This window comes from Hymenobacter sp. UYAg731 (genome assembly GCF_054061335.1).
Genome location: NZ_JBSSEC010000004.1, coordinates 231,415 through 245,698, shown reverse-complemented (window position 1 = coordinate 245,698; position 14,284 = coordinate 231,415). Strand labels below are relative to the sequence as shown.

General features: G+C 60.3%; 7 protein-coding genes. All 7 read right to left on the bottom strand.

Features of this window, described 5'->3' with window-relative positions:
* Positions 1–86 precede the first annotated feature (86 nt).
* A complete protein-coding gene (locus tag ACVWYF_RS13015) occupies positions 87–1,655 on the bottom strand; it encodes an acyl-CoA carboxylase subunit beta (protein WP_457068622.1) in 1,569 nt (522 codons plus the stop codon).
* Positions 1,656–1,840: 185 nt separating this feature from the next.
* Positions 1,841–3,985 (bottom strand): S9 family peptidase, encoded by a 2,145-nt coding sequence (locus ACVWYF_RS13010; protein WP_457068620.1) that lies wholly within the window; start codon positions 3,983–3,985, stop codon positions 1,841–1,843.
* A gap of 143 nt (positions 3,986–4,128) precedes the next feature.
* Positions 4,129–6,744 carry an ATP-dependent Clp protease ATP-binding subunit gene (locus ACVWYF_RS13005; RefSeq protein ID WP_457068618.1) on the bottom strand — a complete coding sequence of 872 codons (2,616 nt, stop codon included), beginning with the start codon at positions 6,742–6,744 and terminating at the stop codon, positions 4,129–4,131.
* A gap of 198 nt (positions 6,745–6,942) precedes the next feature.
* The gene (locus tag ACVWYF_RS13000) at positions 6,943–7,623 is read right to left on the bottom strand and encodes a WbqC family protein (RefSeq protein WP_457068616.1); all 681 of its coding nucleotides are present in this window, start codon (positions 7,621–7,623) and stop codon (positions 6,943–6,945) included.
* 95 nt (positions 7,624–7,718) lie between these two features.
* A complete protein-coding gene (locus ACVWYF_RS12995; RefSeq protein WP_457068614.1) occupies positions 7,719–8,903 on the bottom strand; it encodes an efflux RND transporter periplasmic adaptor subunit in 1,185 nt (394 codons plus the stop codon).
* Between the two features lie 167 nt (positions 8,904–9,070).
* On the bottom strand, positions 9,071–13,645 hold the full coding sequence (locus ACVWYF_RS12990) for a CusA/CzcA family heavy metal efflux RND transporter (RefSeq protein ID WP_457068612.1): 4,575 nt from the start codon (positions 13,643–13,645) through the stop codon (positions 9,071–9,073).
* Between the two features lie 149 nt (positions 13,646–13,794).
* Positions 13,795–14,211: a hypothetical protein gene (locus ACVWYF_RS12985; RefSeq protein WP_457068610.1), complete on the bottom strand. Its 417-nt coding sequence runs from the start codon at positions 14,209–14,211 to the stop codon at positions 13,795–13,797.
* Positions 14,212–14,284: the final 73 nt, after the last annotated feature.

The window sequence follows — 14,284 nt, the reverse complement described above, 5'->3', positions numbered from 1 at the left end:
AAAAGAGGTAGGAAATTTTCACAGAATGGAAATAAAAAAAGCTCTGTGCGACTCTTTTATTTCCTTTTGACCTCTGTGCGAAATGACTACAGCGGAATATTCCCGTGCTTCTTACGTGGCATAGTGTCTACTTTGTTTTCCAGCATCTTGAAAGCGCGAATTAGTTTCTGGCGCGTCTGCGAAGGCAGAATCACTTCATCCACGAAGCCACGGTGGGCGGCGCGGTAGGGCGTGGCGAATTTCTCCTGGTACTCGTCCACCTTCTCCTGAAGCTTGGCTTCAGGGTCGTCCGCTTTGGCAATTTCACGCTTGAAGATGATTTCGGCCGCGCCTTTGGCCCCCATTACCGCGATTTCGGCGGTGGGCCAGGCGTAGTTCATATCTGCCCCGATGTGCTTGCTGTTCATTACGTCATAGGCCCCGCCATAGGCTTTGCGGGTAATGACGGTTATGCGCGGCACGGTGGCTTCGCAGAAGGCGTAGAGCAATTTAGCGCCGTTGGTGATGATACCGCGCCACTCCTGGTCGGTGCCGGGCAGAAAGCCGGGCACATCTTCCAGCACCAGCAGCGGAATGTTGAAGGCGTCGCAGAAACGTACGAAGCGGGCGGCTTTGGTGCTGGCATTGATGTCGAGCACGCCGGCCAGCACAGCCGGCTGGTTGCCCACAATGCCAATGCTGCGGCCCGCCAGCCGCGCAAAGCCCACCACGATGTTCTCGGCGAAATTCTGGTGGACTTCGAGAAAGGAATTAGCGTCGATGATGCCCTCAATCACCTCGCGCATGTCGTAGGGTTGGTTGGCGTTATCGGGAATCAGCTTGTCGAGCACGGGGCGGCTTTCGTCGCCGCTGGCTTCGTAGGGCTGATGTGGGGCGGTTTCCTCGCAGTTCTGCGGCATGTAGCTCAGCAGCTGCTTGACGTGGTTGATGGCGACCACCTCGTTGGCGCACGAAAAATGCGTCACGCCGCTTTTGGCCGAGTGGGTGCTGGCCCCGCCCAGCTCCTCGCTGGTCACTTCTTCGTGGGTCACGGTTTTCACCACATTGGGGCCGGTCACGAACATGTAGCTCGTGTGCTCCACCATCAGAATGAAGTCCGTAATGGCTGGCGAATACACCGCGCCGCCCGCGCACGGCCCCATAATGGCCGAGAGCTGCGGCACCACGCCCGAGGCCAATGTGTTCTTATAGAAGATGTCAGCGTAGCCGCCCAGGCTCACCACGCCTTCCTGAATCCGGGCTCCGCCCGAGTCGTTGAGGCCAATCACGGGTGCGCCGTTTTTCATGGCGAGGTCCATGATTTTCACGATTTTCTCGGCGTGCGTTTCACTCAGCGAGCCGCCGAAAACGGTGAAATCCTGCGAGAAAACGTACACCAGGCGGCCATTCACGGTGCCGTAGCCGGTTATCACGCCATCGCCGAGGTAGTGCTCCTTATCCAGCCCGAAGTCCTTGGAACGGTGCATCACAAACTTGCCAATTTCCTCGAACGAGCCTTCGTCCATCAGCAAATCAACCCGTTCGCGGGCGGTGAGCTTGCCTTTTTTGTGTTGGGCATCGATGCGGGCCTGGCCGCCGCCGAGGAGAGCTTCTTCGTTTTTGCGGGCCAGCAATTCGGTTTTGGAGAGGTGGGCGTGGGCGTGCGGGTCGGGCATGAGCAGGGGTTAGCGCGCGGGTGGGATGGGTGCGCGGGAATGGGAGGCCAAAGGTAGGTTACGGGTAGATTACGGGGGCGGATTGTTTGTAAGGAAGGAATTAGCTAAGGGTAACTTATAAATCAAGGAACGTCATGCTTCGACAAGCTCAGCATGACGTTCTGGTTATTATCTCACTTCGTGCGCTACAGATTTTTCCCCAGCAACATCATCATAAACGCGTACTGCCGGGCCGTATCATCAATCGACTTGAAGCGGCCGGACGCACCGCCGTGGCCGGCGGCCATGTCGGTGTGCAGCAACAGTAAGTTCTTGTCGGTTTTCATGGCACGCAGCTTGGCTACCCACTTGGCGGGCTCGTAGTATTGCACCTGCGAGTCGTGCAAGCCCGTAGTGACGAGGATGTTGGGATAAGCCTGCCGCTTCACGTTGTCGTAGGGGGAGTACGAGAGCATGTACTTGAAATAATCTTCCTCGGCGGGGTTGCCCCACTGGTCGTACTCGCTGGTGGTGAGGGGGATGCTGGGGTCCGACATTGTCGTGACCACGTCCACGAACGGCACGGCCGCGATGACGCCCTTGTAAAGGTCCGGCCGCATGTTGAGCACCGCGCCCATGAGGAGGCCGCCGGCGCTGCCGCCCATCGCAAACAACTTGTCGGGAGCCGTGTAGCGCTGCTGCACTTTGGCACTGCCCACGGTGGCCTCGTGTGGCTTAGTCAGGTACTCAGAGCAGTCAATGAAATCGTTGAAGCTGTTGATTTTGTGCAGCATCCGGCCGTCTTCAAACCACTGCCGACCCATTTCCTGGCCCCCGCGAATGTTGCATAGCGCGTACACGAAGCCTCGGTTCAGCAGGCTCAGCCGGGCGGCGCTGAAGGTGGGGTCCTGCGAGAAGCCGTAGGAACCATAAGCGTATTGCAGCAGCGGCGCGCTCCCGTCCAGCTTCGTGCCCTTCTTGTACACGATGGACATGGGAATGAACTTGTTATCGCGCGACTTTACGAATACGCGCTCCGTCACATAGTCGAATTTATTGTAGTTGCCCAGTACTGGCTGCTCCTTCAGCAGGGTGCTGGCGCGGGTGCTCATGTCGTACTCAAAGATGGACGGCGGCGTGGTGAGCGAGGTGTAGTTATAGCGTAGCACGGGGGTGTCCATCTCCTGGTTCACCCCAATGGTGGCGGTGTAGGCGGACTCCTCAAACGGCAGGTAGTGCTCCTGCTTGTCTTTCAGGCTCACCACGCGCAGCTGGCGCAGGCCGCCCTTGCGCTCATTCAGCACGAGGTATTCTTTGAACAAGTCAAAGTTGTCGAGGAATATTTCGGGGTGGCGGGTCAGGGCGTCGGTCCAGGTGGCTTTGCCGGTGGTGGCCACGGGTGTGGTCATCAGGCGGTAGTTGGGAGCCTGCCAGTTAGTGCGTATGTAGAACTTGTCGTCCAGGTGCTCCACCTGGTAGAGGTGGTCTTTCTCGCGGCGCGCAAATATCTTGGGCTGCTCCGTAGGCGTAGTGGCCTCCACGTAGCGGTATTCCGACGAGAGCGAGCTGACCAGCTCAATGCCAATGTATTTCCGGGATTTTGAGCGGTTCACCTGCACGTTGAACGTGTTGTCGCGCTCCTCATACACCAGTGCATCGCCCTTGGGGTCGGTGCCCAATACGTGCCGGTACACCTGGTAGGGCAACAGCGTGGTCACGTTCTTTTTGGTGTAAAATACCGTCTTGTTATCGGCCGCCCACACCACTTCGCCGCCCGTGTTGGCAATGCGCTCAGGGTAGTTTTTGCCGGTAGCCAGATTCCTGAAGCGCAGCGTGTAGAGGCGGCGACTCACGGTGTCCACCGAAAAGGCCAGCAGCTGGTTGTTGTCGCTCACGGCCCAGTCGCCAATTTGGAAATAGGCCTGGCCGGTGCCCATTTCGTCGCCGTTCAGCAGGATTTCCTCCGGGTTGATGACGCTGCCTTTCTTGCGGCAATACACCGGGTATTCCGAGGCAAACTCGTAGCGCGAGTAGTAGTAGTAGCCGTTGTCGCGGTACGGTTCCGAAGAATCTTCCTGCTTAATGCGGTTCTTGATTTCCTGGGCCAGCTTTTTCTGGTTTTCCTTGGCCCCGGCCATTTGCTGGTCGTAGTAGCCATTCTCCGCATTGAGGTATTTGAGGACGGCCGGGTCGGTGGGTTGGTTCAGCCAGTAGTAGTTATCCGTTCGGGTAATGCCAAAATCGGTAAATACCTTGGGCTTGATGGGGGCCACCGGAGCCGACTGCGCCATTGCGCCGCTGGTGAGGGCTGCGCCAGCCCCGGCGAGGGCCGCTCTTTGCAGAAAATTCATGGAGAAGAATATAAGACTGCTAAAATTTCAACAATAATGGTTGAAATCAAGGCGCAAGTTACTAGGCAGATAGCGAAAAAGGCCGGCTCCTTTTCAGGAACCGGCCTTTTCTAACGGGCATAAGCCAATGCTTATGCTACAACTTACTTCTTCGTGTCAGCATCGGGCGCTTCCGGCTTGTCGGCGGGGCGCTCGTCACTGGCGAGGTTCTGGACCTCGCCGCTCTTGCTCACGGCGAAAGTCAATTCCTCGGCACCTTCGGTATAATCGGCGGTGATAACGTCGCCGTGTACCACCTGGGCTTTGAGGATTTCCTCGGCAATCGGGTCTTCGATGTACTTCTGGATGGCGCGGTTCAGCGGCCGGGCACCGTACTTGGGGTCGTAGCCTTTATCGGCCACGAAGTCCTTGGCGGCTTCCGTCAGCTCGACACGGTAGCCCAGGGCCTGAACCCGCGAGAGGAGCTTGGCCAGGCTGATATCAATGATTTTGTGAATATCCTTTTTGTCCAGCGAGTTGAAGACAATAACGTCATCCAAGCGGTTCAGGAATTCGGGCGAGAACGTCTTCTTCAGGGCGTTGGTGATGGTGCCCTTGGTCAGCTCGTCCAAGTTGTCCTGACGGGCCTTGGTACCAAAGCCGATACCAGCGCCAAAATCCTGCAAATCACGCGCCCCGATGTTTGAGGTCATGATGATGATGGTGTTCCGGAAGTCCACCTTGCGGCCGAGGCCGTCGGTCAGAATACCGTCGTCTAGCACCTGCAGGAGCAGGTTGTACACGTCCGGGTGCGCCTTTTCGATTTCGTCGAGCAGGATAACCGAGTACGGCTTGCGGCGGATTTTCTCCGTCAGCTGGCCGCCTTCTTCGTAGCCCACGTAGCCGGGAGGCGCGCCCACCAGGCGCGACACGCTGAATTTTTCCATGTATTCCGACATATCCACGCGCACCAGCGCATCTTCCTTGTCGAACAAGTAGGTAGCCAGCACCTTGGCCAGCTCCGTCTTACCCACGCCCGTGGGGCCGAGGAACACGAACGAGCCAATCGGCTTCTTAGGGTCTTTCAGGCCCACGCGGGTGCGCTGAATGGCCTTCACCAGTTGCTTGATGGCCTTTTCCTGACCAATTACTTTGCCTTGCAGCTCCTCGTTCATGTTGAGGAGCTTCTGGCTTTCATTCTGGGCCACGCGCGAAACGGGGATGCCAGTCATCATGGCGATAACCTCGGCCACGTTCTCCTCTTTCACCGTGTAGCGCTTCTTCTTGGTTTCCTCTTCCCAGCTTTTCTTAGCCGTTTCGAGTTGGTCCAGCAGCTTCTTCTCGGTGTCGCGGAGCTTGGCGGCTTCCTCGTACTTCTGCGATTTCACTACGCGGTTTTTCTCGCCTTTGATGTTCTCAATCTGCTCTTCGAGCGTGAGAATGTCTTCGGGCACCACGATGTTGTTGATATGCACGCGGGCACCGGCCTCATCGAGAATGTCGATGGCCTTGTCCGGCAGGAAACGGTCAGACATGTACCGGTCGCTCAACATCACACACTGCTCAATGGCCTTATCGGTGTACACCACGTGGTGGTGGTCCTGATACTTGTCCTTGATGTTGTGCAGGATTTCGATGGTTTCCTCGGGCGTGGTGGGGTCCACCATCACCATCTGGAAACGACGAGCCAGGGCACCATCCTTCTCGATGTACTGGCGGTACTCATCCAGCGTGGTAGCACCGATGCATTGAATCTCGCCGCGAGCCAAAGCCGGCTTGAACATGTTGGAAGCATCGAGCGAACCCGAAGCGCCGCCAGCGCCCACGATGGTGTGCAACTCGTCAATGAACAGAATTACGTCGGGCGACTTCTCCAGCTCGTTCATCACGGCCTTCATGCGCTCTTCGAACTGGCCGCGGTACTTGGTGCCGGCCACCAGCGAAGCCAAATCCAGCGTCACGACGCGCTTGTTGAAGAGCACGCGGCTTACCTTTTTCTGGATGATGCGCAGGGCGAGGCCTTCGGCGATGGCCGTTTTGCCCACGCCGGGCTCACCGATGAGGATAGGGTTGTTCTTTTTGCGACGGCTCAGGATTTGAGCTACTCGCTCAATCTCCTTTTCGCGACCTACAATGGGGTCGAGTTTGTCGTCTTCAGCCAGCTTGGTGAGGTCGCGGCCGAAGTTGTCGAGCACCGGAGTGCGCGATTTTTCGCCGGGCTTTTTGGCCCCGGCACCAGCGCCGGTGCCCGCGCCCCGCCCGCCGGGACCCGACGAGCCAAAGAGTTTGTCGTTGTCGTCGTCGTCCGTATCGGGCGTACGGTTTTGCGGAGCAGAACCGGCATTACCGTGGTAATCCAGCGAGTCGCGCACAGTTTCGTAGTTCACGTTGAATTTGCTGAGAATTTGGGAAGAAATGTTGTCTTCGTCCCGCAGGATGGACAACAGGAGATGTTCGGTACCGATGATTTCGGATTTGAAGATTTTAGCCTCCAAATAAGTTATTTTCAGCACCTTCTCGGTCTGCTTGGTGAGCGGAATCGAGCCGGTGATGCTGGTGCCCTGCGTGGCGGTATTGCGCGTGGCCTGTTCGAGCGAGAATTTCAGCTCATCAATGCTCACGCCCAGCTTGCGCAGTAGGCCGAGGGCAGTGCCTTCGGCTTCGCGAATCATGCCGAGCAACAGGTGCTCGGTGCCGATGTAGTCGTGGCCGAGACGGATGGCCTCCTCCCGACTGAGGGAAATAACCTCTTTGACGCGGTTTGAGAATTTAGCTTCCATGCCAATAAACGTAGTGAAAAATCAAATAAGCCCCGCGTCGGGCAAGTAAACACGAATAACGGGTTGGGCCGGTGTCGCTTGAAAACAAGCAGGTTCGGGCGAAGGTTCGGACGACGTGCGGTAAGCTTCAGCTTGCCGTGGGAAATAAGGCCGTCGGCCGGCTCACGACACGTCTTACGTCGGACGGCAAGCTAAAGCTTACCTCACAATAAAAAAACTTCCAGCGGCCGGACCCTGCGAAAAGAGCAGGTCCAGCACGCTCAGGCCGGGCTCAAAACCTGGGCCAAACACTTGCGGGTAGGGCCGTACCAGCGCCGAGGCTGCCGGAGTGTCAGGTTCTGCGGTTTTGGGGGTGGCTTTGGGTGTCAGCCAGTCGCGCCGGTCGGCGATGCTGGTCGGTATAGTGAGTAGAGCAGCCTTCTCTAAGGAAGGTTGCGCGGGGTAGTGGGCGTGGTATTCGGTAGTGAATTCAAGCGGCAGCGTGAGCCGGAAACACTTTAGCAACAAGCGCAGAAACTGCAGATTCAAATCGAACAGCAGTCCGGGCTTACTTACGTAGATATCGTGCAGATAGTCGGCGTAATACTCAAAATACGGACTGTTGCCGTAGGCGGTTTGCAAAGTGCGCCAATGGCGGTGAATCCAGTTCTGCCGGTAGTCGATTTCGATGGCCGAAATACTGACCTTTTCGGCCCGGTTGCCATCAATAACCGGGATGGTGAGGGGCTGCACGCCCTGCGCCGTTCGAATGAGGCAACGGTTGCGGAAGGTTTGCTTGCGGTAGTGCTCGTGGGCTTCCAGTAACAGGCCGTCGGCATTGATGAGGGCGGCGAAGAGGGCAGCCGGCGGGTGGTAGTGGAGTTCGGTGAGGAGAATCATGGGGGCAGAGACGCATATTTGCGTCTCGTCATTGAACAGATAGCACGAGGTTCGTTCGCTGGTAACGTTCAACGACGAGACGCAAATATGCGTCTCTACTCGTCGCCACCCTGGCCTTTGCTCCGCTCGGCATCCAGAAAATAAGCGCCCTTCACAACCAGATGCGTGGTGTCGCTCAATTTATCCAACAAACGCACGGCTACCTGGCCCTGGTCGGTAGCGCCGGGGCGGAGGCTGAAGCGGCGGAAGGTGCTGCCCTTGCTGTCGGATTTTATTTGGTAGTAGGCGTAGCTGACTTCGCCGCCGGGCACAAGGGCGTCTTCGGGCAGGGTGCGCTGCGGGGTGCGGCCGGTGAGGATGCGGGCACTGACGTATTGGCCGGGCAGCAGGGCGGCGGTGGCGGCGGCATCGGGGCCGGTGTCGTGCAGGTGGGCATGGACGCTCACGGTGCGGCCGTCGTCGTCGAAGGCTTTGCCGACGAGGAAGATGGTGGCGGGCAGCGGCTGGGCGCTGGCTCCCTGGGCGGGCACGCGGAACAGAATGTCCTGGCCCACTTTCACCTTGGCAATATCGCGCTCGAAAACTTTTAATTCCAGGTGCAAATCGGAACGGTCGACCAACTCAATGAGCACGTCCTGCGGGTTCACAAACTGGCCGGGATTCACCAGCACGGCCTTCACGTAGCCGCCGATGGGCGCGATGAGTGGCACGCTGGGCCGGATATTGGTGGCGCTGATGGTGCCCGGGTTCAGGCCGATGAGGCGGAGCTGGGCGGCGAGGCTGCCGGCGGCGGCCTGCTCGGTGCGCAGCTCGGAGGTGGCCTGCTGGAGCTTGCGGCGGGCTCCCACGTCCTCATCGTTGAGAATTTGCTGGCGGGCAGTTTCCTGCTGGAGGAACACGATGCGCGCCTTGCTCTGGAGGTAGTCCTGCTGTAGCTTGAGGTAATCTGGGTTGCGCAGGGTTGCGAGCACGCTGCCGCGCTTCACAAACTGGCCGGGCAGCACGGGAAGCTGCTGCACATACCCGCCCATAATGGCCGTGACGGACACCCGGTGGCTAGGTGGCACGTCAATCTGGCCGGTGGCCTGCACCTCGGTGCCAAGGTCGCGCCGGGCGAAGGTGCCGAGCTCGATACCGGCGGCCTGGGTTTGAGCGCTGGAGAGGAAAACCTCGTTGGGCGCACGGGGTGGGGGCGGGGCGGGCTTGTCGGCGGCGCTTTCGGCCTTGCTGCCGCAGGCGATGAGGAAGGGAAGGAGGGCGACGTAGGGAAGGAATTTCATGGGATGTTTTTCTGATGATTTTAGGCGTCATGCTCATCTGGCGTCCGCGCAGCCGAAGCATCTCTACCGCGCAACTAATTCTGCCGGTTGAATTACTGCTGCACGCGAGATGCTTCGGCTGCGCGGACGCCGGATGAGCATGACGGTCTTTTTGTCTGTTAATGAAATCATGGTGCATCCGCCCCGGCCAAGGCCTGGACATTGGCCACCAGCTCGTTGTACTGCCTGAGCTGCTCGTAATAAGCTTCCTGAATCTGCCAGGCGGGCTGGGTATTCACCACATAGTCCACATAGCTGATTTCGCCGGCGCGGAAGGTTTTCTCGGCCGTGTCGAGGATGAGACGGGCTTGCGGCAACCCGTAGTTCTCATAGTAGAGCAGCGAGGCCTGCGCCCGCCCCAGCTGCTGGCGCAGGGTGCTGAGCTGGGTGCCAAACTGCGTGTTGGCATAAGCCAGCTGTACCTGGGCGGCTTCCTCGCCGATTTTGGCGGCGGCAATGCGCGCGCGCTGGGCACCTCCTAATAACGGCACCGCGATACCGGCTTGGGCCACCTGGAAACCCCGCTCTTTATTGATGCTCTGGTTGAAATAGCCGGCGCGCAGGTCGGGTAGGCGGCGGAGCTTTTCAAGTTGGGTTTGCTGCTGGCTAAGCGTGAGCTGCTGCTGATAGAGGGCCAGCGTAGGGTTGGTGGCGGGCGGGCGGGCGGCCGTGTCGGCGGCAAGTAGCACGGCGCGGGGGCTAGCCGTGGTGTCGATGCTGGCCAGGCCGGGCTGGCCCAGCAGCAGGGCCAGCTGGCGTCGCTGCACCAGCAACTCGGAGCGCAGGGTGGCGAGGCGGTTTTGCAACTCGCGGCTGCGGGCTTCGGCCGAAACCTGCTCCAGGCGGTTGGTTTCGCCCACCTGGTAGCGGATGCGGGCGGCCCGGGCGGCGCGCTGGTACAGGCTGTCCTGCCGACGCAACAGTGCCGTGAGGCGGTAGGTGACCAGCAAATTATAGTAGCCCGAGCGGATGCTGCGGCTCAGCTCGCGGCGCTGGGCGCGGGCCCGGATGGTACCGGCCTGGGCCGTGGTTTGCAGCACCTGGCGCTGCGCTCCGTACACGGTGGGGAAGGCCGACTGTTGCAGCACGTTGAAGCTGTGGTCGTTCAGCGGGCCCGAAATCTGGCCGTATTGATAGTCGAATACCAGCCGGGGCAGGTCGAAACCGGTGCGGGCCAGCGCGGCCTGCTGCTGAGCCTGTAGGTTGGCTGACTGCACCAACGGGCTCTGGGCCAGGCCGGTGCTCAGGGCCTGCGAGATGCTGAGCGGCCCATCCGTCGGGGCCTTTTGGGCGCGGGCGTGATGGGGCAGCAGGGCCGCCAGGGCCAGCAGCAGTACCACTGCGGAAACTCCCGTCGCGCCCGTGTCTTTCGCATCAGGCTTAGCCGGTTTTGGGGCTTCGGCTTTCTTCTTTTCCAGTTCTGCTTTTTCTTCGGCCACGCGCTCAGCTTCGGTTTTGGATTGGTTAGCCGGCTTCGATTTGCTTTCCGACGAATCCGATTTTTCATCAGTTACAGCGGCGGGCTCACCGCCGGTTTCCTCCTTGATTTTCGCCTCTTCGGCTTCCTCGGCGGCTACTTCGGGACTGGGCTCATCGTCTTTCATAAAGAATGTGTAGAGCACCGGCAGCACCACCAGCGTAAGCAGCGTAGCCGTAATCAGCCCGCCAATAACCACCGTGGCCAGTGGCTTCTGCACCTCAGCGCCGGCCGAGCCGGAGAGGGCCATCGGCAGGAAGCCCAGCGAGGCCACCGAGGCCGTGAGCAGCACCGGCCGGAACCGCTCCTCGGTGGCGCGCAGCACCCGCTCCCGGATTTTATTCACGCCGGCCGTGGCCAATTCGTTCAGGCTGGCCACCAGTACGATGCCGTTCAAAACCGCCACGCCAAACAGCGCGATAAAGCCCACGCCGGCCGAGATGCTGAATGGCATGCCCCGGATGCCCAGCGCCAACACCCCGCCAATGGCCGCCAGCGGGATGCCCGTGAAAATCAGCAACGCCTCCTTTACCGAACGGAAAGCCAGGAACAAGAGCATGAAAATCAGTACCAAGGAGACCGGTACGGCCACCGCTAAGCGGGCCTTGGCGTGGTTCAGGTTTTCGAACTGGCCGCCGTACACGATGCTGTAGCCGGGCGGCAGGCGCAGGCCGCTTTTCAACTTACCCTGAATGTCCTGCACGAGGCTTTGCACGTCGCGGCCCCGCACGTTCACGCCGATATTGACGCGGCGGCGGGCGTCGTCGCGGGAGATTTGGGCCGGGGCCGGTTTAAGGGCCACGGTGGCCACTTCTGCCAGAGGAATCTGGCTGCCGTCGGGCAGCGACACCAGAAGCTGGTTGAGGTCGTCGGGGCCTCGTCGGTGCAGCGAGTCAAGACGCAGCACGAGGTCGAAGCGGCGCTCGCCTTCGTAGACCTGTCCGGTGGTCTGGCCGGCGAAGGCGGTTTGCAGCAGGGTATTGAGGTCCATCACGCGCAGGCCGTACTGGGCCAGCTTGGCGCGGTCGTAGGTCACGCGCAGCTGGGGCAGGCCAATGATTTGCTCCACTTTGATGTCGCCCACGCCTTGCAGCGGGGCAATGAGTGCGGCGGCCTCATCGGCCTTGGCTTTCAGCACGTCGAGGTCGTCGCCGTAAATCTTCACCGATACGTCCGACTTCACGCCCGAAATCAGCTCGTTAAACCGCATCTGGATGGGCTGCTGAAACTCCAGGCTCACGCCGGGCACGCCGGCCAGGGCGGCTTGCATCTTATTTGCCAGCTCTTCGCGGGTGCTGGCGCTAGTCCAGTCGGCGTGGTCTTTCAGGATAATCATCTGGTCCGAATCTTCCAGCGACATCGGGTCGGTGGGGATTTCAGAAGTGCCGATTTTGCCCACCACCTGAATGACTTCCGGAAATTTACTCTTCAGAATGCGCTGAATCCGAGACGTAAGCAAGATGCTTTCATCTAAAGAAGAGCCCGGCGCGAGCGTTACGTTCATGGCGAAATCACCCTCATCGAGCTGCGGAATAAACTCGCCGCCCAGCCGCGAAAACACGAAGCCGCCCAATGCCAGCAGCCCCAGCGCCACGCCTACCACCAGCCAGCGCGCCCCCAACGCCGCTCGAATAATGGGGTCGTACAGCTTGTGCAGAAAGCCCACGATGCGGTCGGCTAGGTTGGGCTTTTCGCTCACATTCTTCTTCAAGGCCCAAGCCGTGACGGCCGGCACGTAGGTCAAACACATAATCATGGCCCCCAGAATGGCGAAGCTCACCGTGAGGGCCATGGGGCGGAACATCTTGCCCTCGATACCGGTGAGCGACAAAATCGGCAGGTACACAATCAGGATGATGAGCTGACCGAACAGGGCCGATTTCATGAGCCGGTTGGTCACGCCCTCGGTGATGTCGTCCATTGTTTCGTGGGCCGCTTTGAGGCGCTCGTGCAACAGGTGGGCGATGACGGCCTCCACGATAATTACGGCCCCGTCCACGATGAGGCCGAAGTCCAACGCGCCCAGGCTCATTAGGTTAGCCGACACGCCGAAGGTCCGCATCATGCCCAGCGCGAAGAGCATGCACAGCGGAATCATGCCCGCCACCACCAGCCCGGCCCGCAGGTTGCCGAGCAGCAACAGCAGCACCAGCACCACGATAACGCCGCCCTCAATCAGGTTTTTCACCACGGTATGAATGGCCTTGTCCACCAACTTGGTGCGGTCCAGAAACGGGTCGATTTCCAGACCATTGGGCAGCGTTTGCTGGATTTCGGCCACCCGCGCCTTCACGTTTTTGATGGTGGCTTCCGACGACGCACCCTTCAGCATGAGGACCACGCCGCCCACGGTTTCGCCCAGGCCGTCGCGGTCCATGGCCCCGTAGCGCACGGCGTGGCCGAAGCGCACGGCCGCCACGTCGCGCACCAGCAGCGGCGCGCCGCCCTGGCCGGGCCGGGCCACAGGCTTCACCACGATGTTGCCGATGTCCTGCAACGACGTGGCCCGGCCCTCGCCCCGAATGAAAAACGCGCGCGGGCCGCGCTCCAGGTAGCTGCCGCCGGCGTTGCCGTTGTTGGCCTGCAGGGCTTCGTAGAGCTCGGCCATGCTCACGCCCGCACCGGCCAGCCGGGCCGGGTCCACGCTCACCTCGTACTGCCGCACGTAGCCGCCGAAGCTGCTCACGTCCACCACGCCGGTCACACCAGCCAGGCGGCGCTTCACCAGCCAGTCCTGCACCTCGCGCAGTTGGGCCAGGCCGTACTGCTTCTCGTAGCCCTTTTTGACCTTGATGGTGTACTGATAAATCTCGCCCAGGCCGGTGGTGATGGGCGCCATTCCCGGCGAGCCGATGCCCTGCCCTAAGTCGGCCTCGGCCACCTTGAGCTTCTCGGCCACCAACTGCCGGGTGTGGTAGGTGTCCACGTCTTCCTCAAACACCACGGTAATCACCGACAGCCCGAAGCGGGAAATCGACCGGATTTCCGTGACGCCGGGAATGGTGCGCAGCTGTAGTTCGAGCGGCACGGTGATGAGCTGCTCGACTTCCTGCGCCGCCAGCGCGGGACTTTGGGTGATGACCTGCACCTGGTTGTTGGTGACATCCGGAATGGCGTCGAGCGGCAGGCTGGCGGCCGAAAACACGCCCCAAGCGACCAGCCCGGCCAGCATCAAACCCACCAGCAGCTTGTTGCGGATGCTGAAATTAATAATTGCCGAAATCATGCGATACGGTGCAATGCGGCCGGCCCCGAACGCGGCCAGTGGCCGGCCCGGGAGGCGCTAAAAATCCAATAAGAGAGGGGAGGGGGCCGGATTTCGGGGCCGGAGCCGGTATTCGGCACGGGCACACTGCGTCCGGGGGCGCGGGTAGGCTAGGCTCGGGGCGGCTGGCCCAGCGAAGCGCTGAAGCGGAAGGCGTAGCGTGGCGCAACGGTGGCGCGGTAGGCCCGCACCACGGCCGTTTCGGGCCGGGCCACGAACACCAGCCGCGTCGCGGCCACCACCACAAAACTCACCGTACCACAGCCGTGGTGGCAGCGTAGGGGCAGGTTGTGGTGGTCTTGCTGGTGGCGGGGCGAAAGCGTGCAGCCCGCGTAGTGCTTCGTGCCCGCGCCGTAATGCTCCGCAATGAACTGGCCGAAATTCAGCCCGCCGCCCGCGGCCGAATGGTGGTATTCGTAGTGCTCAACCAGCTGCGGCAGCTTGGCCAGCTCGCCCAGGTCATTCTCGGGCACGAAGCTGCCCAGCAGCATCAGTATTCCCAGAAAGAAGGCCAGCGGTGCGCGCATATCGGAGCCTAAACGCACCGGCACGATAAATGTTTGCCAGTGGCTTTGGTGAACGTCATGCTGAGCGCAGTCG

What these genes read in the sequence shown, in the direction of transcription:
- ACVWYF_RS13015 (WP_457068622.1), bottom strand. Translation starts at nt 1,655, where the DNA reads ATGCCCGACCCGCACGCCCACGCCCACCTCTCCAAAACCGAATTGCTG.
- ACVWYF_RS13010 (WP_457068620.1), bottom strand. Translation starts at nt 3,985, where the DNA reads ATGAATTTTCTGCAAAGAGCGGCCCTCGCCGGGGCTGGCGCAGCCCTC.
- ACVWYF_RS13005 (WP_457068618.1), bottom strand. Translation starts at nt 6,744, where the DNA reads ATGGAAGCTAAATTCTCAAACCGCGTCAAAGAGGTTATTTCCCTCAGT.
- ACVWYF_RS13000 (WP_457068616.1), bottom strand. Translation starts at nt 7,623, where the DNA reads ATGATTCTCCTCACCGAACTCCACTACCACCCGCCGGCTGCCCTCTTC.
- ACVWYF_RS12995 (WP_457068614.1), bottom strand. Translation starts at nt 8,903, where the DNA reads ATGAAATTCCTTCCCTACGTCGCCCTCCTTCCCTTCCTCATCGCCTGC.
- ACVWYF_RS12990 (WP_457068612.1), bottom strand. Translation starts at nt 13,645, where the DNA reads ATGATTTCGGCAATTATTAATTTCAGCATCCGCAACAAGCTGCTGGTG.
- ACVWYF_RS12985 (WP_457068610.1), bottom strand. Translation starts at nt 14,211, where the DNA reads ATGCGCGCACCGCTGGCCTTCTTTCTGGGAATACTGATGCTGCTGGGC.